The sequence below is a fragment of the Parapedobacter koreensis genome (genome assembly GCF_900109365.1).
Classification (GTDB): Bacteria; Bacteroidota; Bacteroidia; order Sphingobacteriales; family Sphingobacteriaceae; genus Parapedobacter; species Parapedobacter koreensis.
Window position 1 is genome coordinate 726570 of sequence record NZ_FNZR01000003.1, and the last position, 25173, is coordinate 751742.

25 protein-coding genes and 1 pseudogene are annotated in these 25173 nt (G+C 46.2%); 11 read left to right on the forward strand and 15 right to left on the reverse strand.

The genetic code is table 11. The features are described from left to right. Positions 1–11 precede the first annotated feature (11 nt). From serC to lysA, 4 genes are all read left to right on the forward strand, one after another. On the forward strand, positions 12–1079 hold the full coding sequence (serC, locus tag BMW65_RS10935; protein ID WP_090605265.1) for a 3-phosphoserine/phosphohydroxythreonine transaminase: 1068 nt from the start codon (positions 12–14) through the stop codon (positions 1077–1079). Between the two features lie 41 nt (positions 1080–1120). Beyond that, positions 1121–2068 carry a D-2-hydroxyacid dehydrogenase gene (locus BMW65_RS10940; RefSeq protein WP_090605267.1) on the forward strand — a complete coding sequence of 316 codons (948 nt, stop codon included), beginning with the start codon at positions 1121–1123 and terminating at the stop codon, positions 2066–2068. 107 nt (positions 2069–2175) lie between these two features. After that, positions 2176–3489, forward strand: coding sequence for an aspartate kinase (locus BMW65_RS10945; protein ID WP_090605268.1), 1314 nt, complete (start codon positions 2176–2178; stop codon positions 3487–3489). Positions 3490–3512: 23 nt separating this feature from the next. Next, positions 3513–4676: a diaminopimelate decarboxylase gene (lysA, locus tag BMW65_RS10950; RefSeq protein ID WP_090605270.1), complete on the forward strand. Its 1164-nt coding sequence runs from the start codon at positions 3513–3515 to the stop codon at positions 4674–4676. Between the two features lie 20 nt (positions 4677–4696). On the opposite strand, the gene BMW65_RS10955 is transcribed toward lysA, so the two are convergent. The 5 genes from BMW65_RS10955 to rnhA form a co-directional block, all read right to left on the reverse strand. After that, the gene (locus tag BMW65_RS10955) at positions 4697–5317 is read right to left on the reverse strand and encodes a response regulator transcription factor (RefSeq protein ID WP_090605271.1); all 621 of its coding nucleotides are present in this window, start codon (positions 5315–5317) and stop codon (positions 4697–4699) included. A gap of 23 nt (positions 5318–5340) precedes the next feature. Continuing rightward, positions 5341–6099 carry a sensor histidine kinase gene (locus tag BMW65_RS10960; RefSeq protein WP_090605273.1) on the reverse strand — a complete coding sequence of 253 codons (759 nt, stop codon included), beginning with the start codon at positions 6097–6099 and terminating at the stop codon, positions 5341–5343. 28 nt (positions 6100–6127) lie between these two features. Continuing rightward, positions 6128–6649: a hypothetical protein gene (locus BMW65_RS10965; protein WP_090605274.1), complete on the reverse strand. Its 522-nt coding sequence runs from the start codon at positions 6647–6649 to the stop codon at positions 6128–6130. Positions 6650–6813: 164 nt separating this feature from the next. Beyond that, positions 6814–7323, reverse strand: coding sequence for a hypothetical protein (locus BMW65_RS10970; protein WP_090605276.1), 510 nt, complete (start codon positions 7321–7323; stop codon positions 6814–6816). Positions 7324–7409: 86 nt separating this feature from the next. Continuing rightward, a complete protein-coding gene (rnhA, locus tag BMW65_RS10975) occupies positions 7410–7868 on the reverse strand; it encodes a ribonuclease HI (protein ID WP_090605277.1) in 459 nt (152 codons plus the stop codon). A 69-nt stretch (positions 7869–7937) separates the two neighbouring features. Here rnhA and BMW65_RS10980 point away from each other — a divergent pair, with 69 nt between their 5' ends. Continuing rightward, positions 7938–8633 (forward strand): SIR2 family NAD-dependent protein deacylase, encoded by a 696-nt coding sequence (locus BMW65_RS10980; protein ID WP_090605279.1) that lies wholly within the window; start codon positions 7938–7940, stop codon positions 8631–8633. A gap of 1 nt (position 8634) precedes the next feature. On the opposite strand, the gene BMW65_RS10985 is transcribed toward BMW65_RS10980, so the two are convergent. The 8 genes and pseudogenes from BMW65_RS10985 to BMW65_RS11020 form a co-directional block, all read right to left on the reverse strand. After that, positions 8635–8829 (reverse strand): hypothetical protein, encoded by a 195-nt coding sequence (locus BMW65_RS10985; RefSeq protein ID WP_317040453.1) that lies wholly within the window; start codon positions 8827–8829, stop codon positions 8635–8637. Between the two features lie 203 nt (positions 8830–9032). Then, positions 9033–9488: a protein-disulfide reductase DsbD domain-containing protein gene (locus tag BMW65_RS10990; protein WP_245747613.1), complete on the reverse strand. Its 456-nt coding sequence runs from the start codon at positions 9486–9488 to the stop codon at positions 9033–9035. 30 nt (positions 9489–9518) lie between these two features. After that, entirely contained in the window at positions 9519–10769 is a 1251-nt protein-coding gene (locus tag BMW65_RS10995; RefSeq protein WP_090605281.1) for a sulfate adenylyltransferase subunit 1, read from the reverse strand. A gap of 12 nt (positions 10770–10781) precedes the next feature. Continuing rightward, positions 10782–11684: pseudogene (gene cysD, locus BMW65_RS11000) on the reverse strand (sulfate adenylyltransferase subunit CysD); the annotation flags it as partial. A 48-nt stretch (positions 11685–11732) separates the two neighbouring features. Then, positions 11733–12434, reverse strand: a complete 702-nt coding sequence (locus BMW65_RS11005) for a phosphoadenylyl-sulfate reductase (RefSeq protein WP_090605284.1) — start codon at positions 12432–12434, stop codon at positions 11733–11735. Then, entirely contained in the window at positions 12415–13017 is a 603-nt protein-coding gene (locus BMW65_RS11010) for a precorrin-2 dehydrogenase/sirohydrochlorin ferrochelatase family protein (RefSeq protein ID WP_090605286.1), read from the reverse strand. The genes BMW65_RS11005 and BMW65_RS11010 overlap by 20 nt, the downstream gene beginning before the upstream one ends. Positions 13018–13032: 15 nt before the next feature. Next, positions 13033–13791, reverse strand: a complete 759-nt coding sequence (gene cobA, locus BMW65_RS11015; RefSeq protein WP_090605287.1) for a uroporphyrinogen-III C-methyltransferase — start codon at positions 13789–13791, stop codon at positions 13033–13035. Between the two features lie 40 nt (positions 13792–13831). Continuing rightward, on the reverse strand, positions 13832–15937 hold the full coding sequence (locus tag BMW65_RS11020) for a HEPN domain-containing protein (RefSeq protein ID WP_090605289.1): 2106 nt from the start codon (positions 15935–15937) through the stop codon (positions 13832–13834). Between the two features lie 343 nt (positions 15938–16280). Between BMW65_RS11020 and BMW65_RS11025 the strand changes: the two genes are divergently transcribed. The 4 genes from BMW65_RS11025 to BMW65_RS11040 are packed head-to-tail and all read left to right on the forward strand — an operon-like array spanning position 16281 to position 19775. Continuing rightward, positions 16281–17267: a PstS family phosphate ABC transporter substrate-binding protein gene (locus BMW65_RS11025; RefSeq protein ID WP_090605449.1), complete on the forward strand. Its 987-nt coding sequence runs from the start codon at positions 16281–16283 to the stop codon at positions 17265–17267. A 2-nt stretch (positions 17268–17269) separates the two neighbouring features. Then, entirely contained in the window at positions 17270–18163 is an 894-nt protein-coding gene (pstC, locus tag BMW65_RS11030; RefSeq protein ID WP_245747614.1) for a phosphate ABC transporter permease subunit PstC, read from the forward strand. Beyond that, positions 18163–19014 carry a PstA family ABC transporter permease gene (locus tag BMW65_RS11035; RefSeq protein WP_090605291.1) on the forward strand — a complete coding sequence of 284 codons (852 nt, stop codon included), beginning with the start codon at positions 18163–18165 and terminating at the stop codon, positions 19012–19014. The genes pstC and BMW65_RS11035 overlap by 1 nt, the downstream gene beginning before the upstream one ends. Further along, complete coding sequence (locus BMW65_RS11040) at positions 19014–19775, forward strand: phosphate ABC transporter ATP-binding protein (RefSeq protein ID WP_090605293.1); 762 nt, start codon at positions 19014–19016, stop codon at positions 19773–19775. The genes BMW65_RS11035 and BMW65_RS11040 overlap by 1 nt, the downstream gene beginning before the upstream one ends. Before the next feature lie 36 nt (positions 19776–19811). On the opposite strand, the gene kdsA is transcribed toward BMW65_RS11040, so the two are convergent. Next, positions 19812–20627, reverse strand: coding sequence for a 3-deoxy-8-phosphooctulonate synthase (gene kdsA, locus BMW65_RS11045; protein WP_090605295.1), 816 nt, complete (start codon positions 20625–20627; stop codon positions 19812–19814). A gap of 95 nt (positions 20628–20722) precedes the next feature. Continuing rightward, positions 20723–22915, reverse strand: a complete 2193-nt coding sequence (gene recQ / locus BMW65_RS11050) for a DNA helicase RecQ (protein WP_090605296.1) — start codon at positions 22913–22915, stop codon at positions 20723–20725. Between the two features lie 98 nt (positions 22916–23013). On the opposite strand from recQ, the gene BMW65_RS11055 reads away from it, so the two are divergent. Then, positions 23014–23979 carry a KpsF/GutQ family sugar-phosphate isomerase gene (locus tag BMW65_RS11055; RefSeq protein WP_090605451.1) on the forward strand — a complete coding sequence of 322 codons (966 nt, stop codon included), beginning with the start codon at positions 23014–23016 and terminating at the stop codon, positions 23977–23979. Positions 23980–24087: 108 nt separating this feature from the next. Then, the gene (locus BMW65_RS11060) at positions 24088–25170 is read left to right on the forward strand and encodes a mannose-1-phosphate guanylyltransferase (RefSeq protein WP_090605298.1); all 1083 of its coding nucleotides are present in this window, start codon (positions 24088–24090) and stop codon (positions 25168–25170) included. The last annotated feature ends 3 nt before the right edge of the window (positions 25171–25173 follow it).

Sequence of the window (25173 nt, forward strand, 5' to 3'; positions counted from 1 at the left end):
TTTAATTAAAAATGAAACATAATTTCGGAGCGGGACCGTGCATATTGCCTCAAGAGGTTTTTCAAGAAGCTTCCCAAGCGGTATTAAATTTCAATGGTATCGGATTATCTATTTTGGAAATATCGCACCGCAGTAAAGAATTTGAGGCAGTAATAGCCGAGACGGAACGTTTAGTGCGGGAACTGCTTGCTGTACCTCAGGGTCATTCGATACTTTTCCTGCAAGGGGGGGCAAGCACTCAATTTGCCATGGTGCCTTTAAATCTGCTGCCTGAGGGTGGTAAGGCTGCGTATTTGGATACGGGAACCTGGGCAAATAAAGCCATCAAGGAAGCAAAAAAGGTCGGCGAAACCGTCGTAGTGGCGTCGTCGGCAGATGCCAACTATAGCTACATTCCCAGTGCATATGAAATTCCTGCCGATGCAGCGTATTTTCATTACACTTCCAATAACACCATTTTCGGAACGGAGATTTTCGATACGCCCAAAAGTACAATCCCACTTGTCTCCGATATGTCATCCGATATCCTGAGCCGGAAGATCAATGTGTCCGATTATGGGCTCATTTATGCCGGGGCACAGAAAAACATGGGACCAGCAGGGGTGACCTTAGTCATCGTGAAAGACGAGTTGCTGGGGAAGACTGGTCGTACATTGCCCACTATTTTTGATTACCAATCTCATATCGCAGCAGGGTCGATGTACAATACGCCTCCGGTATTCTCCATCTATGTATCAATGCTCAACCTCCGTTGGTTGAAAAGCAAAGGCGGGGTGGAAGTGATCGAGCAAGAAAACATCATTAAAGCCCGTACGCTTTATGAGGAAATCGATCGCAATCCGTTGTTCAAAGGGACGGCGGCACCAGCAGACCGTTCGCGGATGAATGTTACATTTGTGACGGAAGACAAAGCCCATGAAGCTGCATTCCTGGAACTGGCTAAAGAGCGTGGTTTGATAGGGCTCAAAGGCCATCGGAGTGTAGGCGGTTTCCGCGCATCCATCTACAACGCATTGAGCATTACGGGTGTCAATGCATTGGTAGATGCTATGCAAGAATTTGAAGAAAAAAATAAATAGCGGTTGCAAGCTTCATTGCCGCTAAAAAACAGGTTATTCTAATGAAAATATTAGCAAACGACGGAATAGATCCTTTAGGGAAACAGTTACTTGAAAAGGCTGGGTTTACAGTAGATACAACGCATATACCGCAGGATGATCTTGCTGAAAAACTACAGGCTTATGACGCGATTACGGTGCGCAGTGCCACCAAAGTACGCCAAGCACTGATTGATGCGTGCCCAAACTTGAAATTAATCGGCAGGGGCGGGGTAGGCATGGATAATATTGATGTTGAATATGCGCGCGCTAAGGGGATTGCTGTAGTGAATACGCCGGCGGCTTCTTCATTGTCTGTAGCCGAACTGGTATTTGCGCATTTGCTGGGCGGTGTCCGGTTTCTTTATGATGCACAACGCAAAATGCCTCAAGAGGGAGACACCAATTTCGGTGGGCTCAAGAAAGCATATGCTGCGGGAGTTGAATTGCGCGGGAAAACATTGGGCGTCATTGGTTTCGGGCGAATTGGCAAGGAAACGGCCAAAGTAGGATTGGGATTGGGAATGGACGTAATTATAAGCGACTTGTTTGAAGCTCCCGAGAAGCTTCCTTTGACATTGTCGGGAGGAACCGTTGTAGAGGTGCCAATCCAGCAAGTAGCACTCACCGAACTGCTGCAAAGAGCAGATTTTATTTCATTGCACGTGCCCTTCACGGACAAACCGATTATTGGCAAAGATGAATTTGAATTATTGAAGCCCGGAGTAGGCCTGGTAAACGCTTCGCGCGGCGGTGTCATTGATGAATTGGCACTTATCGATGCGCTTGACAGTGGAAAGGTAGCTTTTGCTGGCTTGGACGTATTCGAGAATGAGCCCACGCCACGCAAAGCATTGCTGACGCACCCGAAGGTATCGCTCACTCCCCATATTGGCGCAGCCACCAATGAAGCACAGGAACGTATCGGAGAGGAGCTGGCCAATTTGATCATCGAATCACTTACAAAATAATTTCAATGCAAAAATGATGGCATGAAGAGCCGTTTGGCTATCTTTGTGCCTTTATTTTTATGGGTGTGTCTTCGGGGCACCACTTATGATAAATACGACTTATCGATATGAAAGTACTAAAATTCGGAGGAACATCCGTAGGGAGTGCTGGACGCATTAAAGCCCTCCTTGACATCATCGATACCAGGGAACGCCAAATTGTTGTGCTATCAGCTGTGGCGGGTACGACCAATGCCTTGGTCGAAATAGCCCAGGCTTTCACGACGGGGGATAAAGACCGAGCCGCTGCATGTATTGACACGCTACGTGACAACTATAACACATTGATTTCCGAGCTTTTTGCTACGGTAGAGGGTCATCAGAACGGCAAAGAACTAATCGATTACCACTTCGGTTTAATCGCTTCGTTTTCCAGTGATCTGTTTACTCCGATTGAGGAAAAAATTATCTTGGCGCAGGGAGAGTTGATCTCCACGACGCTGTTCCATTTTTACCTGACCGAACTCGGTATCCGTTCTAAATTGTTGCCCGCACTGGACTTCATGAAAATCGATGAGGACAACGAACCAAAAATAGATTCCATCCGGGAACAGCTAAATGAATTGTTGCTGCAATCAAATGACCATAACTTCTTTATTACACAGGGTTATATCTGTAGAAATTCGTTTGGTGAGATCGATAATCTCCGTAGGGGAGGGAGCGACTATACGGCATCGCTTATCGGTGCAGCTATTGGTGCCGATGAAATACAAATCTGGACAGATATCGACGGCATGCACAACAATGATCCGCGCATCGTGAAAGGTACAACGCCAATTGCTAACCTGAGTTTTGACGAAGCTGCGGAATTGGCTTACTTTGGGGCGAAGATATTGCACCCACAGAGCGTTTTCCCCGCCCAGCGCTACAATGTGCCGGTACGGCTGCTGAACACCATGGAACCACAAGCGCCCGGAACCCTGATCAATAAAGAAGGAGCGGCAAAAGGAGTGGTTCGTTCGGTGGCGGCCAAAGACGGGATCACGGCCATTCGCATACACTCATCGCGCATGTTGCTTGCTTATGGTTTTTTGCGCAGGGTCTTTGAAGTATTCGAACGTTATAAAACGCCAATCGATATGATCACCACATCGGAAGTGGCGATATCATTGACCATAGACGATACCAGATATTTGCCTGAAATTGAAAGTGAGCTCAAGGATTTCGGATCGGTAGCGATTGACAAAGACCAAACGATTGTATGCGTGGTGGGTGATTTTGCGTTGGATACGCATGGTTATGCATCACGGGTGCTGGACGCTGTAAAGCATATTCCGATACGCATGATTTCATACGGGGGAAGTGATTATAACATTTCGTTATTGCTACAAACGGCACATAAAGTAGAAGCCTTGCGGTCATTACACAACAGACTCTTTTAACTCACCAAACCCATTGATTGATTATGTTTGACGCAGGACGTATAGCCGCATTTTCCCACCAAGAAACCCCGTTTTATTTCTACGATATCACATTATTACAGGAAACCCTGGATACGGCCAAACGGGCCGCAGACGAGTATAATTTCCGCGTGCATTATGCGCTTAAGGCAAACTTTAACGATAGGGTGCTTCATGCGGTTTGCCGTACCGGATTTGGTGCTGACTGCGTGAGTGGAAACGAGGTGAAAAAGGCGGTGGAAATCGGGTTCAAACCCAGCGAGATTGTCTTCGCCGGGGTGGGCAAATCGGATAAAGAAATTACGTACGCCCTGGATCAAAACATCTTTGCCTTCAATGTCGAATCCGTGCAGGAATTGCGGATTATTGATGCCATCGCAGGTGATCGCGGCAAAAAGGCCAACGTAGCCCTCCGCATCAATCCGAATGTGGATGCACAAACGCACCACTACATCACCACGGGATTAGATGAAAATAAATTTGGCATTGCACAGTGGGAATTGGGGGAGGCTATAGAAACGTTAAGGCAATGTCGGCATATCGAACTGATAGGTATACATTTCCATGTCGGCTCGCAAATAACGGATCTCAATGTGTTCAAAAGCCTTTGCATAAAGGTCAATGAGCTGAACAATTGGTTTGACGAACGCGGTTTCCGTTTGCATGTGCTTAATGTGGGCGGTGGATTGGGCGTGGATTACCATCAGCCGGACGCTACACCGATTCCGGATTTCCGGGCTTATTTTGCGATTTTTGCCAATTTTCTTGAACGTAAACCGGGACAGGAAGTTCATTTTGAGTTGGGCAGGGCACTGGTTTCGCAAAGCGGTAGCCTAATCAGCCGGGTATTGTATGTGAAAAATGGCATCAAGAAAAATTTCCTGATTCTCGACGCCGGCATGACCGAGTTGATGCGGCCGGCATTGTATCAGGCTTACCACCAAATTGAACGGCTTGGTCAAATCGAGACAGCTTCAGAGCCCATACATTATGATGTGGTTGGGCCGATTTGCGAAAGCAGCGATTGTTTTGGCAAAGAAGTGCTGCTCCCCAAGTCGGAACGTGGTGATCTCATCGCTATCCGCACAACAGGCGCATACGGAGAAGTGATGGCTTCACGTTACAACCTCCGGAATGAAATACGTTATGTATACAGCGACGAAATATAGAGGCATCGTTGCGGTAGTGGCTACCCGTTAATCAACGCCAACATTTCGGCCGTGTTGCGCACATCCAGTTTATGCAGGATGTTTTTGCGGTGTGTCATCACCGTATGGATAGACAGGAACAAAATATTCGCTATTTCTTGGTTGGTATGGCCGTTGCGTACCAAATCGATGATTTCCAGCTCCCGTTTGGAAAGCCTAAACTTATTCAGGAATTTGTCCCCGAACAGGACGTTCATTTCGTCCGGATTGGGCGTCTGGTCATAGTCATATTTGTTTTCGCCGTGGTAGATGGTTTTTATAGTGTCAATTAAATGCTGGGCATCAGAGTCTTTACGCAGATACCCATTGATGTCCAATTCCCGGCACTTCGCATAAATATGCTCATCTGCATACATGCTTAACACGACAATTTTACTTGGTACTTGGTTTTTTTTCAAGGCACTGATTGTATCCGGCCCGTTTAAAACAGGCATGTTTAAATCAACCAACACCACGTCGACCGTATTGTTTACTAGGTATTCAACAAGTTCTTTGCCATTGGTGCAGATCTTAGTTACCGTTAAAGCGGGATCGGATTGCAAAATAGATGCGATACCTTCTGACATCAGCTTGTGATCATCAGCTATGGCAATTGTTATCATTGCTAAATTACTATGGAATGCAGTTACCCTTGTGGAATACGGAGCGTAATATTGGTTCCATTGCCCAACGATGAAACTACTTGGATATCTCCGCCAATAAGCTTCATCCTGTCATGCATATTCACAAGCCCTGAACCGTTTTGTACGGTGTTGGTTTCAAAGCCTATCCCATCATCAGCAATGGACAATATACAACTACCTTTTTCCGCTGCTAACTTAACAAATATATGTTTAGCTTCAGCATGTTTTATGATATTATTAATGCATTCCTGAAAAATCCGGCTTATCATCACGCGGCTTTGGACATTAACGGGTTCGCAGTGCCCTTCGTTGTCAAAAGCGGTTTTTACGATGCCGGTTTTATGCACCTTATTGAGTTCCTGTGCAATAAAGTCACTGAGGGAATATTGCTCTACGCGGTTGATGTTAAGGTCATGGGATAAGGAGCGAATATCTGTGATGGCTTGGTCGATCAATTGTTTGACATCGGTCTTTTGCTTGGTATCAGGGCGGGAGAGGTAAAGTTTGATTAGCGACAAAAGCTGGCCTACATTATCATGGAGTTCCTGGCCGACATATTTGAGCGTTTCTTCACGTATTTCCACCTTGGCTTTTAATACAGCCTGCTCATATTGGGCAATCAGGCGTTGGCGATCTTCAATGGATTTGATTTTTCTTTTCTGGTAGAATATGACCATCACAAACATGAAGGCACCCACCAACGCAAGCATCAAACTTCCAAAGAGAAAGGCGATGATAATTTCATTACTGGACGTTTCCATGTTTTAGTGGCGAATGCCTTTTACTAAATTATGACACGATTGATTGCTTGTCTTCAGTTTTGTGCACAATAATACCAATGATATACATGGCATACAACAAAAAACCGAATATTCTTGTCATTAAGGGGCCAATAAACTGGTTGCTTATGGCCAAATAGTTCCAGATGATGATGGTCAGTGTTCCGCAAAGGTAAAAGAAAAATATTGCGGTGACAATCCAAAACGTAGCATTGCGAGTAGGATTTATTTCATTTTCAATCGTAGATGAAGTGAGCATTTCATGGAAATAGAGCAAGGAATAAATGACCAATGAAACAGCCATGGCAGTTCGGGAGTAGGTCATCAATACAAAAAAACCTTGTATAAAAGCGAGGTTTATGAAGTAGAATAACAAGTTTATTGCCGTAGTAATGGCAATAAATTTCCGTTTAGCCGGATGATTGATGATGTCGTAAAACAACGCGCTGAAATAGGCGATGTTGACCGGCATGGTAAGGTTAAATATGAAATAGTTGGGTTCATGTTGCGTGAATACAAACGAGTACAACATAGCCGCTAATTGGTAGATAAATTGGAAGAACAGGAAAAAAGAGAAAAACCTTAGAACGGTAGACCCTAAAATTTTTCTCTTATAGAAACTAAGAACTGCTCCCAACAATACTAAAGACAATAAGATAAGTGTAAAGGTATTCATAGGTATTCGGGGACACGCCTTTAAAGCAGCGTGCCTTCTTCGGGGAAAGGAGGTGGGCACATATTCAAATCGTCAGCGGGCAATCCGGCATTCGATGAACTGATGGGCATTATTATTGGCCCGATTTTTCCGTCGGACTTATCGGTAGCTTCGCCTTTTTTCGGGATATTCAAGCAATCCACGCTGTTTTCCATCGTCGGGTCTTCCGGGTTTTTGGACTTGGTAGCAACCATGACGAGCGTATGTGCCAGCTTAAGGTCTGGATTTTTCAGCCGCGAATCGGGGTAATCGTCGGCAATCGCGTAATAAAAACGGACACCGTCTGCTTTATTGATTTCGAGAAGTTCCAGGATGGCTTCCTTGCTTACCCAAACACTGCGGGGTTCCTCCACCTTTTTCCCGAGTATTTTACTTCTTTCCTTGGCAGCAGGCAATCGCCTTTGCACATTATAGGCATCAACCATTTCTTTCGCCAGCTTGATGGGAATAAGTGTAAGTTTGCTTTTTTTCCGGTTGTTTGAATCTTCCATAACAAGGGTTTTTATGTTCTGCTTTAGACTGTTACAAACATCGAAAAAATGACCATCAATGGCAATACACCAAAATGGGTATTTTATTAGCTGTTGCCGGATTCGAATACGCTGTCTATTTTCCAATGTGCGGAATCAAGCGAGGCCTGAACGGCAAGCTGGTCACAGCGTTCATTTTCAACATGGCCGGCATGTCCCTTTACCCATACGAAGCGTACCTTATGCAATTTGTAAACATTGAGGAAGCGCATCCATAAGTCTTTATTTTTTTTGCCCGCAAACCCCTTTTTTACCCAACCATGTACCCATCCTTTTTCTACGGCATCAATGACGTATTTTGAATCGGAAAAGACAACGACCTCTTGGCCGGGCTTTTTAAGGGCCTCCAACCCTGTGATGACCGCCAATAGCTCCATACGGTTGTTGGTGGTCTTCCGGAAGCCCTCAGCCAGTTCTTTGTAGTGGGGGGGCGACCGGAGGATGACCCCGTAGCCGCCAGGTCCCGGATTGCCGCTTGAAGCGCCGTCGGTATATAGCTCAATCATGGGCAGCAAAGGTAAGGGATTCAGGTGGAACACTTGTGAAAAAATAGCAGGTTCGCTAAGTTTGCAAAGATGAAACACGTCGTTGTATTTACGGGAGCTGGCATCTCCGCGGAAAGTGGGCTCAAAACATTTAGGGGCGAAGATGGATTATGGGAAGGCTATCGGATAGAAGATGTCGCTACACCGGCTGCTTGGGTAAAGGATCCTGAAATGGTGCAGCATTTTTATAACATCCGCCGTAAGTCTGTATTGGAGGCACACCCCAACGCAGCACATCGGGCGCTGGTAGCGCTGGAAAAAAAATATCGGGTAAGCATCATTACGCAGAATATCGATGATTTGCACGAGCGCGCTGGGTCAAATACCGTACTGCACCTACATGGGCTCATCACCCGTTCGCAGTCGAGCGTCAATCCCAAGCTGACTTATCCGATTAACGGGAGTGAAATCAGTATGGGCGAACGCTGTGAATTAGGTAGCCAGTTGCGGCCGCATGTGGTCTGGTTCGGCGAGCCGGTTCCGGCAATGGGGGAGGCCATTGGCATGTGCCGAACAGCCGACATTTTCATTATCATCGGCACATCGTTGCAGGTATATCCAGCAGCAGGTTTGCTGGACGAAGCACCGGAAAATGCCGTAAAATATTTTGTCGACCGGCAGGCATCGGCGTTGTCAAGAGACCGGGGCCTCATCTGTATCGATGAAAAGGCTACCGTAGGCGTGCCATGGATTGTGGAACAATTGACAGACAGTCAAATGGATTGAGTTAATATTCATGCCGTTTGTAGGTTTCGATAAACGACTTGCGCATGTCACTAAAACGCTGCGCAACCGTTCGACTGAATTCTTCATCGATGATTTGAAATATGCCGTCGACACCATCGGTCACATCGGCTTCCGCAATTTTATAGATCTGTTCAAGCGTACCTTGTTCAAACTTTATGATGAACTTTTGATTCATAGCAAAAATTGTAATTTTAAAATCAGGATGCGGCAGTTCAGCTATTGTTCTCATGATGGAATCAACAAGGATATGTGAATCCACAAATTTAAACATTTAGGCTAAATAAATTTCCAAGCTTTTTAGGATACGGCCAAATGAATAAATTATTATTTTATAATTGACGTTATGTTAAATATAAATCAACAAAGACCCCTCAAAGTTTATTTTATGACAACTACAAATTCAACTTCATCTTCTGGCAGACAGCTTTCAGCATTACAGGCAGAGAACGAAACTACACCCCTTATTTTCACTTCCTTCTGCTTATCCAATTTTATTTTTTGCTGGAACACAACTTCATTGTCAAAATAAGGCACATCCAAATCGAAAACTTTCTCATATTTCGTCTTGGGCCTGGGTTCCACAGCTTTTCCGATTAACGTATAACCACCATCGGACTCAAAATCAAAAGAGGTTTTTATGGGCCCTCCTTCTGGAACATTAAGGGAATAAATGTGCCAGCCTTTATCCATCGTTGCCTTTAAAAAAACTACGGCTTCTTTGTCATTTACTTTCTTCGAACCAAATTGCCACTTAACCGGCGTTAAGATTTGACATAGGCTTGCAGATGAAATAAATGTCAAAATAAAAAATGTTAATGTTAATCTTTTCATCATACTCCTCAATTTAAAGTCTTTGCCTCTGGCTTAGTCAACTAATTCGGTAATCATCAGTGCTGCCACGGTAAGATTATTTCGCATATCGATGAGAATTGCACCACCGTTGGCCTTGTTAGCGATATAGCTGTCAAACGCTAATGGATCTGCGGATTTAAACTGAATTTTGCCAATGTCATTCAATCCCAAATTCTCAGCCGTCGATTTCTGAAGTGTCTCGACATTGACCCGGTAAACAACGTCCTGTATCTTGACCTTGGTCGTTTTACCATGCTGCTGAAGCAGGTAAAATTGATTGAGATCAAGTGGTTTGGTGTCCATCCAGCAAATCTCTGCTTCATAGCGCTGTGAGACCATGGGTTGCTCGGCCTGCTTAACCAACATGTCTCCCCTGCTGATGTCTATATTATCCGCCAAATGGATAATTACTGATGCTCCATTCTCAGCAGTCTGTAAATCCGCCGCAGCAAATTCGATCCGGCTGATGGTGCTGCTGAACCCGGAAGGTAGGGCCACTATACGGTCGCCGACTTCGAATGTACCACCGACTACCCGCCCCGCATAGCCCCGGTAGTCATGTAGTTCGTCGGTCTGCGGACGGACCACCCATTGCACCGGGAAACGAGCTTGTTGGTTGTCTGTCATATGGCTAATGTTTACGGTTTCAAGAAAACTCAATAGGGACTTGCCGTTATACCAAGGAATATTTGGCGATTCCGTCGCGATATTATCGCCTTTCAAGGCACTGACCGGGATGTAATCGACCTGTTTTATGCGGAGACTATCCGTAAGCCGTTCATAATCTGCCATTATCTTGTCGAATACGGCTTTATCATAGTCTACCATATCCATTTTATTCACACAGACAAGCACATTGGGAATGGCTAAAAGGGATACCAAGAAAGAATGCCGCCGCGTTTGCTCCACCACGCCTTTGCGGGCGTCGATCAGGATAATGGCCAAATCTGCATTCGAAGCACCTGTCACCATGTTGCGGGTATACTGGACGTGACCCGGCGCATCGGCAATGATGAATTTACGTTTCGTTGTCTGGAAATATTTATAGGCAACATCGATGGTAATGCCCTGTTCACGTTCAGCTTTCAATCCGTCAGTCAGGATCGCTAAATCCAAGGTACCATCGTTATTTTTACGGCTGGCCCGTTGTATAGCTTCCAACTGGTCGTCCAATATCGCATTGGTATCGTATAGTAACCGTCCGATAAGGGTACTTTTCCCATCGTCTACGCTACCCGCCGTGATGAATTTAAGTATATCCATGTTTGCTTCTGTTTAAAAATACCCGCTCTTTTTGCGGTCTTCCATGGCCGCCTCAGACACTTTATCGTCCATCCGTGCGCCGCGCTCGCTGATTTTGGATTGACGGATTTCCTCAATAATATCATCGATGTGGTACGCTTCGGATGGCACTGCCGCGGTGCAGGTCATATCGCCCACGGTGCGGAAGCGGACTTTACGGTATTCCACCACATCTTCGTGGTCAATATTCAAAAATTCTGCAGCTGCCATGAGCTGGCCATTGCGCGTAATGACATTGCGCTCATGCGAAAAATAAATGGACGGCAACTGGATATTTTCCCTTCTGATGTAATTCCATACATCCAACTCTGTCCAGTTGCTGATGGGAAATACCCGGACATTTTCGCCTTGCTGGATGCGCCCGTTGTAAATATCCCATAGCTCGGGGCGTTGCCGTTTGGGATCCCATTGGCCAAATTCATCCCGTACAGAGAAAATCCGCTCCTTGGCTCTGGCCTTTTCTTCGTCGCGCCGCGCTCCCCCAATACAGGCGTCAAAGCTGTGTTGTGAGATGGTATCCAGCAGCGTAACGGTTTGGAGCGCATTCCGGCTTGCATGCTTACCTCGCTGCTCGACTACTTTGCCGGCATTAATGCTATCCTGCACGTAACCTACAATCAATTTTTCACCCAACCTAGCTATCAATTCATCACGGAATGCAATGGTTTCCGGAAAATTGTGCCCGGTGTCAATATGCACCAGTGGAAACGGGAATTTACCTGGCCTGAAGGCCTTTTCGGCTAAATGAACCAATGTAATCGAATCCTTTCCACCTGAAAACAATAACGCGGGCTTTTCAAACTGTCCCGCCACTTCCCGAAGGATGTATATGGCTTCTGCTTCTAATTGATCTAAGTAATCCATGTTTGTTGTTTTCTTGTTATTACCAGCCTCCTTCGGCTGTCAATACGCTGCTAATGCCCATCATGTGGCATGCAACCCGCATTCTTTTTTGCTTTTGTCTTCCCACCACCAACGGCCGGCCCTGAAATCCTCCCCTTCCCTTACTGATCGGGTGCATGGTGCGCATCCAATACTCGGGAATCCTTTGTCATGCAACGGGTTGTAAGGAATATGATGTTCTTTTGCGAACTTCCATACCTCGTCAAGCGACCAATTGTAGATGGGATGAACTTTGATCAGTTGGTTAGTTGTGTCCCATTCCACTTGGGACATCCCCTGTCTATTATCAGATTGTTCAGACCGAATCCCCGTAATCCAACATGACGCACCTTCCAACGCCCGTTGCAGCGGTTCGATCTTCCGGATACGGCAACATTCCTTTCGGTTTTCAACAGACTCATAGAAACTCGATGGCCCCTTTTGGCTGATTAATTGTTGCACGGCGTGCGTATCCGGAAAATAGGCTTCGATATCGCCTTTGTAGATTTCTAACGTACGGTTCCATACGTAATAAGTCTCTGGAAACAAACGCCCGGTCTCCAACGTAAAAACCCGGATAGGTAAATTATTGCTGAAAATAAAATGAGTAATCACTTGGTCTTCAATACCGAAGCTAGTTGAAAACACAGCCTTCCCAGGAAACCGCTCAGCCAGCGAAGCCAGGGCTTCAACGACTGGTTTGTCATCCACCAATACCTTTATGTCATTTACTAATGCGTCCATGTTTTCGTTTTGATGTCAGCAACGATGCAGTGTGGGCATTCAATTCCCGCACCTTATCGGTAAAATCTCCTTTCAATAAATCCCGCAATTGGCTCATGTAATGGAGGGTTTCGTCGATTTCCTCCGGTAAAGCTTCATTTAGTAATTCTTTGATTCGTTTTGCGATGGTTGGCGATTTGCCATTCGTAGATATCCCAAGCTTAAGGTTTCCTTTCTTGACAACCGAGCCGAGGTAAAAATCACATAAATCCGGTTTGTCTGCGACATTGATCAGCAAATGCCGCTTACGGCTTTCTTGGCGGATATGAGCGTTCAGGGATGGATTATTTGCTGCCACTACCACCAAATCCACGCCGTCCAAATCGGTATCGTCAAAAGCCCGTTCGTATAGATGCACAGCGGGGTAATCTACAGTGTACGCCCGCACTTCGGGATTTATTTCCTTAGCCACGACCATAATAGTTGCTTGCGGGCTGTTTCCCAGCAATGCATAGAGTTTTTCCAACGCTACATTGCCCCCTCCTACAAGGAGGGTACGCAACTGGTTTAGTTGCAGGAAAACGGGAAATAATTGATTATCCATTCCCTGTGGTATTAGTTATATGGCCACTGCGCGGTGATGATGCAAGGCAAATTGCTCGTGTTTAGCCACGACTTCACCGATTACAATCACCGCAGGGGCTCCGACTTGTTGTTCCTTTGCACGGGCTACGATGGTATCCATGATGCCCAACACTACCTTTTCATTGGGCAATGAGCCATTTTGGATAATCGCGATTGGAAGGTGCCCCCTTCCCTCCTGCTGGTAGATTTGTGCAATTTCCGCCAATTTGTTCAATCCCATCAATACGACTACTGTGGCGTCCGTTTTGGCGGCGGTATAAATATCCTTCGCGATAACACCCATGGTAGTTGAGCCGGTGATCACCCAAAAGCTTTCGCTTACGCCCCGGTAGGTCAGCGGTATACCCTGTAGCCCAGCTAACGCAATGGAACTGGATATACCGGGTACCACGGCCGTGGGTATGGTGTATTTTGCGGCATATTCCAATTCTTCTCCCCCCCTGCCAAAGACAAAAGGGTCACCTCCTTTGAGCCGTACCACATGGCCATGGGCACGGGCATAGGCAACCATCATTTCATTGATTTCCTGTTGGCTGTATGCATGCTGGTTTGCGCGTTTGCCCACAAATACCCGAAGTGCATTTTCGGGTGCGTAAGCTAATAATTCATCGTTGACTAATGCATCGTAAAGTATCACGTTGGCCGTCGCCAGCGCCTTTAAGCCTTTGAGGCTAATCAGATCAGTATCTCCCGGTCCAGCCCCTACCAACGTTATTTTGGGATAAAGTTTCATTGTCGTTGTTTGTTTGTGTATAATACCCGCTTGGTTATCACTAAACATTTACGGTATCTTTGACTTCCCTTTTAGCCTTTGTAGCCTCATAAAAATCAATCGCCGCAGCTAAATATTGCCTGGCAAAAACTTCCGAAGGATCATGCTTGTTGATTTGAAGTACCCGCTCGCCAAACCCACCGGCAATGGCCAGCTCCCCGGTTTCAACGAAGTGGGCATCGAAGTCCTTGAGGATACCATGATGCGAACTGCTGTTGATGCCTTTGTCGAGCAGCAATGCTTTTGCAGCACTGATAAATACGCTATAGGCGTGGTATATGGCATCGGCATACGCCCCCGCTTGATAGCTCGCATTTGCCCAGTCCAATTTCTCTTTAGCCTCCAAAAGCAACGTTGCCACCAAATCGATGACCACCCCCGCACATTCGCCAACGCCAATTGCGGTGTGGAACGTTTCCTCGTGCCCCCAGTCTACAAATTCGTCATCCGTCAACGTCGTCAAATCAGCCAGTGGCTTAAGTAAGCGGTAGAAATAATCTTTTGTCTGGCGATCGTAATAGTCATGGAATAACTCACCTTCCATGCCATGGGCGGCATAATCATCCAAGATGTACCGTAGCACGTCGGTCACCCGTTTGGAAGGCACTTTGACCACACGATCTGCTGCCCTGCCGAGCCCATCACCGAGTGTACCACCACCCAGCATCACTTGTGCGGCCGGTACCACTTTACCGGATGCCTTCAACGAACTGCCATGAAACCCAATATGCGCCAACCCGTGCTGTCCACAAGAGTTCATGCACCCGCTGATTTTTATCTTCAATTCACGGTTGAATACGAGGTCAGCATATTCGTCGTAGATGAGCTGTTCGAGCACCCGAGCCATCTCCGTGCTATTGGAAATGCCCAGGTTGCAGGTATCCGTACCCGGGCAAGTCGTCACATCGGCTACGCTGTCAAAACCCGGCGCAGCAAGCCCAAGCCTATCCAGCACGTTGAAGACATGAGGCAATGACTGTTCCCGCACGAATTTAAGCAGCAACCCCTGATTTTGGGTGATGCGTATTTCATCGGCAATGTGTTGCTGTATACCATCGATAAGTTTACGGGCATTTACTGTAGGAAGATCGCCAGTCGGCACCTTTACATATACGGAATGAAAACCCACCTGCTTCTGAGAATATACGTTGGTTTTTTTCCATATTTCATAGCGAAATTGATCAATCGGTTCTTCGGCAACCTGGAGCACTACGGGGGGCGCCGGCTGTGGTACCGCATCCCAGTCTATGGCAAATGATTTGGTTTTGTTTGCTATTCGCTCTTCGTCGATCAGTCGCAATACCTCTTCGAGTCCCATTTTTTGGATAAGGAACTTGAAGCGGGCTTTATTTCGGTTATTGCGTTCTCCATAGCGATCAAATACGCGGATCACACTTTCAGCATAAGGGATAAGCTGGTTTTCGGGTAAAAAATCATGTACGACATAAGCAATCATTGGTTGCGCGCCTAACCCACCGCCCAGCATCACCTTGAAGCCCCGCTCCTCCTGGCCCTCCACAACACGGATTTTGGGAATGAGGCCCAAATCATGCACATAGCTAAACGCGGTATCCCGTTCGCTGGACGAAAAAGCTACCTTGAATTTGCGTCCCATCTCCTGGCAAATCGGGTTACGGAGAAAATACGAAAATAGCGCATGTGCATAGGGAGACACATCAAAAGGCTCTTCCGGATCAATGCCCGCATTGGGTGATGCGGTCACATTTCGTACCGTATTACCACAAGCCTCCCGTAAGGTAATGTCGTCTTGGGCAAGCTTAGCCCATAACTCAGGCGTTCTATCAAGGCTGACATAATGGATTTGGATGTCCTGCCGTGTGGTCAGGTGCAGGTTATGGCTCGCATATTCATCGGATATGTCGGCTATCCGGAGCAATTGCTTGAAGGTCACTTTGCCAAAAGGCAACTTAATGCGGACCATCTGTACCCCCGGTTGCCGTTGGCCATATACGCCCCTCGCTAATCGCAAGCTACGGAACTTTTCTTCTGCGATCTTCCCTTCTTGGTATTCCCTGATTTTGCGTTCGAGTTCGATAATCTCCTTTTCTACTATCGGATTTTCCAACTCCGTCCTAAAACTTTGCATGGATGTTGTTTAGCTATAATATATCACAAAAAAACCTCCCTAATTAGTGGAGGCTGTTGTTTATTGTTGTGTCAGACACGTTGTTATTAAACAGCCACCATTACCTGTGGGCCATATAACAAGGTGCCATCAACTTATTTGTTTGTTTCATTTGTCCGATTTCTCTCGTCCTTTGCATGCAAATATACGCAAAGTATATAGAAGTAGTAGTGTTAAAGTGAAATAAATTACTGGGATTGGAGGGAAATTTACTTAAATGGCTACTGTTTGCTAAAATTCCTTTGGGATCAGAATGTCTACCTATTTTGTATATATTTGTGCCCTCGACTTTGATGGGCTTAATATGAGGGTTAATAGTGTACGGTATATATCTATAAATTTAATTATAGCACTCTTTTTTATCGATATCCAAACGGGATGCGCCCCTAAAAATTCGTCCAGTTGGGATTCCGAAAAGGGGTTACAAGGGACCATCAGCATCTCGGGTGCTTTTGCGCTTTATCCCCTTGTCGTCATGTGGAGCGAACAGTTCAAAGAAATCCATCCCAATGTCCGCTTCAATATTTCCGCTGGTGGCGCCGGTAAAGGGATTGCTGATGCATTGAGTGGTATGGTAGATATAGGCTTAGTATCCCGGGATATCCATCAGCAGGAATACGATCGCGGTGCTTATGTCATTAGTGTGGCCAAAGATGCTGTGGTCGGAACGCTTAGCACACAAAATCCAAATCTAGCAACCATCTTGGGGCGAGGGATGAAGCAAAAGGAATTGCGGCAGGTGTTTGTAGCGGGCAGCTACTCAAAATGGAACCAACTGGATCCATCATTTTCTGCCGACGACTTGCACGTGTATGTCCGTTCGGACGCAGCTGGAGCTGCAGAGACTTGGGCAGCCTTCCTTGGAAAATCACAGGAAGATCTCAAAGGCGTGGGTATTTTCGGGGATCCTGGCATTGCGCAGGCTATCCAGAAAAATCCATTGGCCGTTGGGTTTAATAACATTAGCTATGTCTATGATCTTAAAACCCGAAAGCAAACCGCCGGCATCCGCGTCATTCCGATAGATTTGAATAATGATGGAACCATTTCCCCAGCGGAAGATTTCTACGGTACCATCGATAGCCTTACACAAGCCGTGGCAAAGGGCGACTATCCATCGCCACCGGCGCGAAATCTTTCCTTTTTGCTAAAGGGTAAACCGGACGATTTCGTATTGGTCGAATTTATAAAATTTGTATTGACCAAAGAGGCCCAGTCCATCTTATTGGAGAATGGATACATCCCACTTAATGAAGAATTGTTGAAGGAAGAACTTACTAAACTGGATTGACATTGAATTGGCGGGTTATTAAAGATAGATTGATTGCAAATGCGATGCTTATCCTATCGATAACATCGGTTTCTTTTGTGTTTTTAATAGGTATCGGTTTATACTGGCGGGCAGCGCCTTTATTTGAAGAGCAGACCCTGCTTTCGCTATTCAGCGGGGACGAATGGGCGCCATCTAAAGGCAAATTTGGATTTTATCCATTTATCATGGGCACGCTGTGGGTGACACTGATTGCCATCGTGGTGGCGCTGCCCCTCTGCCTGCTCACCGCCATCTACCTTGCTGAATATACAAAATCGAGCATCAGAAACATCATCTTGCCATTGGTCAATATCTTAGCAGGTATCCCCCCCGTAATTTACGGGGTATGGGGGATTTTCTTTATCGTACCCATTGTACGAACGTATGTAGCACCCGTATTCGCCGCCCACTCAAGTGGCTACACGGTACTTACAGGCGGTGTGGTCCTTGCGGTTATGATATTCCCCATTTTGGTAAGCATCGTGTCCGAGGTGCTACGCACCATCCCTAAGGAACTTAAGGATGCTTCTTTGTCGCTGGGGGCCACGAAATGGGAAACCATTAAGAAAGTCGTGCTTAAGCAGGCATTGCCCGGCATCGTTGCCGCAACGGTATTGGCGGTATCAAGGGCGTTCGGCGAAACCATTGCCGTGCTGATGGTCTGTGGTAATGTACCGGTTGCACCTGCTTCCATGTTTGATGGCGGGTACCCCCTACCGGCACTTATTGCCAACAATTTTGGCGAAATGATGTCCATACCGCTGTACGACTCGGCATTGATGTTTGCTGCATTGCTATTATTCATTATCATTTTCCTGTTCAATCTCATTTCGCGTATTATCCTCAATCGCATTGAATCCAAATACAGTTCCTAATGAATATCAAAAAGAGAAAAGCTGAAGAGGTTGTTTTTAAGGCATTGATGGTGAGTGCCTGCGTGGTGGTCAGCTCAAGTTTGTTTTTGATTGTCGGTACCATTGTAGCCAAAGGGCTACCCTACCTTTCGTGGGACATGGTTTCCAAAGTACCTCAGGGTGGTTTCTACATTGGTAAGGAGGGCGGTGTGCTCAATGCCATCATCGGGTCGCTTTATTTAGCTGGCGGTGCTACGGTACTCGGACTGCTGCTTAGCATTCCCATTTCCATCTACCTCAATATTTACCTGAAAAGCGGGAGTCCGCTAAGTAAGTCAGCCAAGCTGGCTTATGATGTCCTGTTTGGCATCCCATCAATTGTATATGGCGCTTTTGCATTTAGTATCATGATCTGGTTAGGTGTCCGTGCATCATTGTTCGGGGGTATTATAGCCGTGACGTTATTGATTATCCCGATATTGGTGCGTACCTTGGACGAGGTGATTACGACGGTGCCCAAGGAGCTCAAGCATGCTGCCTTGTCTTTGGGGGCTACCCGTTGGGAAGCGGCAAAAGTTATCCTCCGGCAGATCAAGCCCGGAATTTATACAGCCATACTCTTGGCCTTTGGCCGTGGCATCGGCGATGTGGCTTCCGTACTGTTCACTGCAGGCTTTAGCGACAACATACCGAAATATATTGATGAGCCCGCGGCGACATTGCCGTTAGCGATATTTTTTCAATTGGGCAGCCCCATCCCTGAAGTACAAGGACGGGCATATGCATCTGCGCTTATTCTCACCATCATCATCCTGGCGATTGTAATCGTATCGCACGTCCTTGCTGCTAAACAGACTAAACATAAAATCTAATGACACCACATCCACTCATACGTGTGCGGGATTTGAATGTGCATATTGACGACCATCATATCCTCAAACACATCAACATCAATATTCCCGATAAAAGCGTGACCTCCATTATCGGCCCTTCGGGCTGTGGCAAAACGACTTTACTAAAGACGTTCAATCGGTTGCTGGACGATACGGCTAATGTCAAGGTGACCGGCAGTGTGCTGGTACATGACGAAGATATCTATGCCCCGCATGCTGAAGTGACGCATATCCGCAAAAAAATGGGACTCCTCTCGCAACGACCCTTTCCATTGCCCATGTCCATCTATGACAATGTCGCCTACGGCCCAAGGATACACGGTATACGGAAAAAATCGGAACTGGATAGTATTGTGGAACAACAGCTAAAAGATACCGGTCTTTGGGAAGAAGTGAAGGATCGCTTGCATAGCCCTGCAGCGAAACTTTCTATAGGGCAGCAGCAACGGCTATGCTTGGCGCGGGGGCTGGCCGTTGAGCCTGAAATCATCCTTGGCGATGAATCCACATCGGCGCTCGACCCCCTATCAACGCACAAAATAGAAGACTTGTTTGTACGGCTAAAAGAAAAATATACCATTGTGCTGGTGACACATATCCTGCGGCAGGCCCGGCGGATATCGGATTACATCGTTTTTGTATATATGGGGGAAATCATCGAATTTGGGCCGACAGAAGAAGTACTGCTCGATCCCAAAGAAGAATTAACCAAGCAGTACGTAAAAGGTTTCATTAGCTAAGTGCCGGTGGTCCGCCACGCCACATCACATAAAAACTCATCTTATCGCGGCCCTTAACCGCACCAATTTTTGGAGTAATCCTTCCAGCAAATCCAAATGCAGCATATTTGCGCCATCCGATTTCGCATTGGCCGGGTCGGGGTGCGTTTCGATGAATAATCCGTCTGCTCCTACCGCGACAGCCGCTTTGGCTATGGTCTCGATAAGCGCTGGCTTGCCTCCGGTCACCCCTGATGCTTGGTTAGGTTGCTGCAAGGAATGTGTACAGTCCATGACTACAGGTACACCAAAGTCCCTCATCTCGGGAATGCCTCTGAAATCTACAATAAGGTCTTGGTAGCCAAATGTATTGCCCCTGTCGGTGAGAATTACCTTGTCATTACCCGAATCTTTCACTTTATCCACCGCAAAGCGCATGGCTCCCGCAGACAGGAATTGGCCTTTTTTAATATTAACCGTTTTGCCCGTTTTTGCCGCCGCTATCAGCAATTCGGTTTGCCTGCAAAGAAATGCCGGTATTTGCAAGACATCCACATACTCGGCAGTCATGCTGGCTTCGCCGCTTTCATGGATATCAGTGACCGTTGGTACGCCAAAGGTTTCTCCCACCTTACGTAATATCTTCAGGGCCTTTTCATCGCCAATCCCGGTGAAAGAATCCACACGCGAACGATTAGCCTTGCGGTACGAACCTTTGAAAATATAGGGAATATTCAGTTTGTCGGTGATGGTCACAATGCGTTCTGCAATCCGCAAAGCGATATCCTCCCCCTCAATGGCGCATGGGCCGGCCATTAAGAAAAAATTAGTAGAATCAGCTTGTTTAATGCTGGGTATAATATGGTGTATCATTTTTAGTTAACTAAGATTTGAGACAAGAGACATTAGACAAAAGACCAGCCGCTTTTAATTATTAGCTTCCAACGTCTATTGTCTCATGTCTAAAATCAATTCCCCAATTCGGACATAAACTTAATGCGCATCAGTTGGATTTCTTCATACGTATAGTCATCCGTGCCCAGGTCGCGAAGCGCTTGGTCAATGGAGTCTACCTCTGCGCCACGGAAATAATCAAATACCTCGTCCTGGCGATCTTCATCGATGATTTCGTCCACAAAATATCCCAAATTGAGCTTCGTGCCCGAATTGACGATAGATTCTACCTCTTTTAGCAGGTCCTCATAACTGATGCCCTTCGAATGTGCGATATCCTCCAGCCCTATCTTACGGTCGATATTCTGGATGATGGATACCTTTAATGCCGATTTATTTGCCGTACCCTTAATTACTAAATCCTGCGGGCGGTCTATTTCGTTTTCTTCTACATAGTGCTTGATAAGCTCAACGAATTGGCTGCCAAATTTCATTGCTTTCCCTGCCCCCACGCCATGTATCTGCTTTAGCTCGTCAATGGTAACAGGATAATGGGTACACATTTCATCCAACGATGGATCCTGGAAAACTACAAACGGAGGTAAGCCCTTTTGTTTGGCTATCTTTTTCCGCAGATCCTTCAGCATTTTTAGCAACTGCGTATCCACGGCACCTCCGCCTTGTTGTACAGTCTCATCATTACCATCGTCAGATGCGGCCTCCATGGGTTTGTTCAGGATAAATTTGATGCCATAAGGATTTTCAATATACCGTTTACCCGACTCCGTCAACATTAATAGACCGTAATGGTCAATATCTTTTGCTAAAAAGTTGTTTAACACTGCTTGCCGTATCAACGATTTCCAGTAGATCACGCCGTGTTCCTTTCCGGTGCCAAACATGGGGTGCGCGTCGTGCTTATAGGAAGATATCGGCTGGTTGTTTTGCCCCATGAAAACGTTGGTGATATGGTGGTCATCAAACTTCTCCCCTTGTTCCCGGATAAATTTCAGCACATTCAATAGTGAATCTTCAGCCTCGAAATGGGTTTGATGTGAACTGCAATTATCGCACATGCTATTACAACCCGTTTCGTCAAAATTTTCCCCGAAATAGTGAAGTATTTGTTTGCGGCGGCATACGGAAGACTCGGAATAATCGATAACCTCTTTCAGAATTTGCGTGCCTATCTCGCGTTCGGAGACTGGCTTGTCCTTCATGAATTTGGTCAATTTTTCAATATCCTTTTCAGAATAAAATGCCAGGCAATGCCCTTCACCGCCATCACGGCCGGCACGGCCGGTTTCCTGGTAATAGCCTTCCATGCTTTTGGGAATATCGTGGTGGATGACATAGCGCACATCAGGCTTATCGATACCCATGCCAAAGGCTATAGTCGCTACGATGACCTCTACATCTTCCATCAGGAACTTGTCTTGTGTATCTGCCCGCGTCTTGGCGTCCAATCCTGCATGGTATGGCAGTGCCTTGATACCGTTGATATTCAATACCTCAGCAATCTCCTCAACTTTCTTGCGGCTCAAGCAATATATAATGCCTGATTTCCCTGAATTGTTCTTTATAAACCGGACAATTTCCTTGACCACATTCCGCTTAGGCCGTACCTCATAATAGAGGTTTGGCCTGTTAAATGACGATTTAAATAACGTGGCGTCATTCATTTGAAGGTTTTTGCGGATATCGGATTGCACTTTGGGCGTCGCGGTAGCGGTAAGCGCTATCACCGGGATATTGCTTCCAATGGAGTTGATAACCGAACGGATTTTGCGGTATTCCGGCCTGAAGTCGTGCCCCCATTCCGAAATGCAGTGCGCTTCATCTACGGCCACGAAAGATACCGTAATCAGCTTCAGGAATTCTACGTTCTCGGTCTTGGCAAGCGACTCTGGAGCTACATAAAGCAATTTTGTCTTACCCGCGATGACATCTTGCCTTACACGGGTCACGTCGCTTTTGTTCAGTGACGAGTTCAAAAAATGGGCAATGCTGTCATCACCCCCAAAGGAGCGTAGTTGGTCTACCTGATTTTTCATTAAGGCGATGAGCGGAGAGATGACGATAGCTGTGCCTTCGCTCATTAGTGCCGGTAGTTGATAGCAAATGGATTTCCCCCCTCCGGTAGGCATGATCACGAAGGTGTCCTTTTTTTGCAAAATGTTAGTGATTATTGCTTCCTGATCGCCCTTGAATGTATCAAAACCAAAAAATTCCTGTAAATTGTCAAATAATCTTTTCTCTATTTCCATTGCGCCTCTCGCAAAAATTTAGATAGACTGATAACCAAAGAATGCCCAAAATAACGTATTTTTGCGCATATCAGTATCTAAAATTAGAAAATATATTTGTGAAAAGCAATTCCGAAATCAAAAATATTGCAATAAACGTTTTGACACAAGAGGCAAATGCTTTAAACAAACTGACGGAACGAATTGATAGTGATTTTCTTGCTGTGGTGGCCACTATCCTCAAACTACGGGGAAGGGTGGTACTGACCGGCGTTGGCAAGAGTGCTATCATTGCCCAAAAAATTGTAGCTACCCTAAACTCTACGGGCACACCAGCTATCTTCATGCACGCCGCAGATGCCATACACGGTGATTTGGGCATCATCCAGGAAGACGATCTGATCATTGCCGTTTCAAAAAGTGGCAATACAGCGGAGATAAAAGTGCTTGTCCCCTTATTACGGCAAACACAAAACCAATTGGTGGCTATCGTGGGCAATACCCAATCCTATTTGGCACAGCAAGCGGATTATATCTTGGATACCACTGTAGAAAAGGAGGCCTGCCCGCATAACCTTGCCCCTACGACCAGCACCACGGCTCAATTAGCCATGGGCGATGCACTGGCCATCTGCCTTTTGGAATGCCGCCAATTTAGTGACCGTGATTTTGCACGCTATCATCCCGGCGGTATGTTGGGCAAACGCTTGTACCTCAAAGTGTCTGACTTGTCCGCACACAATACCAAGCCCTGGGTTCAACCGGATGCGCCGGTGCGTGAAGTCATCGTCGCCATCACCAAGCACCGCTTGGGCGCCGTAGCTGTGGTCAAAGAAAGCGATCTTATTGGTATTATCACCGATGGAGACATCAGGCGCATGCTTGAGAACCATGCGCAAATTGATGGGCTGACCGCTAAGGATATTATGGGACGGTCGCCCAAGACCGTCGACCGCAGCGAACTGGCTATTCATGCATTCGATGTGATGCGTGAAAACAACATTACGCAACTTTTGGTGCTGAACGGTAAATCGTATGACGGGATAGTGCATTTGCATGATTTGTTGAAAGAAGGGATTATTTAGCAAGTTGAATTTTAAATGCTAAATTTAATTTTTAGCTTTAGTCGCAAAATGAACACAACGCTGGCAGTCGGCTGCTGACCGCTGATAGCCGAAACAAAACAAGAACCAATGAAGAATTACTATGCCGTAATCATGGCAGGAGGTATCGGAAGCCGATTTTGGCCCGTAAGCCGTACAAAGATGCCTAAGCAATTCATCGATATGCTTGGCACCGGGAAAACGCTTATCCAATCGACATACGACCGCTTTCGGAAAATCGTGCCCCCTGAAAACATTTTTGTAGCTACAAACGAAGCCTACGCGGATGTAGTGCGCGAACAATTGCCGCAGTTGTCCGGCCAGCAATTAATTCTGGAACCCATCATGCGCAATACTGCACCATGTATTGCCTATGCGAGTCACAAAATACAGCAACTAAACCCCAATGCGACCATGGTCATTGCACCGGCAGACCATCTGATTCTCGAAACGGATGTTTTTGTGAGTGACATCACGAAAGGACTCAAATGTGCCGAAAAGAACGATTGGTTGATTACATTGGGTATCAAGCCTTCCCGTGCCGATACGGGATATGGATATATCCAATATGGCAAGGGCGCAACCATACCGGGCTTTAAAAAAGTTAAAACCTTTACGGAAAAACCCAACCTCGATTTGGCCAAGACGTTCTTGCAAAGCGGTGATTTCTTATGGAATGCCGGTATATTCATCTGGTCTGCCAAATCCATCATCAGTGCATTCCAAAAATACCAGACGGAGATGAATGAAGTGTTCAAAGAAGGAACTGATGTCTACAATTCCGACCACGAGGCCAAATTTATTTCCGGAGCCTTTGTGCGCTGCGTCAATATTTCCATTGATTTTGCTATTATGGAAAAAGCCGACAACGTTTTTGTGCTTCCCGCTGATTTCGGCTGGTCTGATTTGGGTACCTGGGCATCTATTTACGAGTTGGCCGAAAAAGACTACTTAGGCAACGTAGCCTCTTCTTCTGAAAATGTCATCGTATACGATTCTTCCAACTGCATGATCCACGCGCCAAAGGACAAACTTGTCATTGTCAAAGGATTGCATAATTTTATCGTGGTGCAATCTGACGATACCTTGATGATTTGCCCGAAAGATCAAGAGCAGGGCGTAAAACAAGTCGTCGTCGATGTAAAAGAAAAATTCGGCAATAAATTCATTTAACGG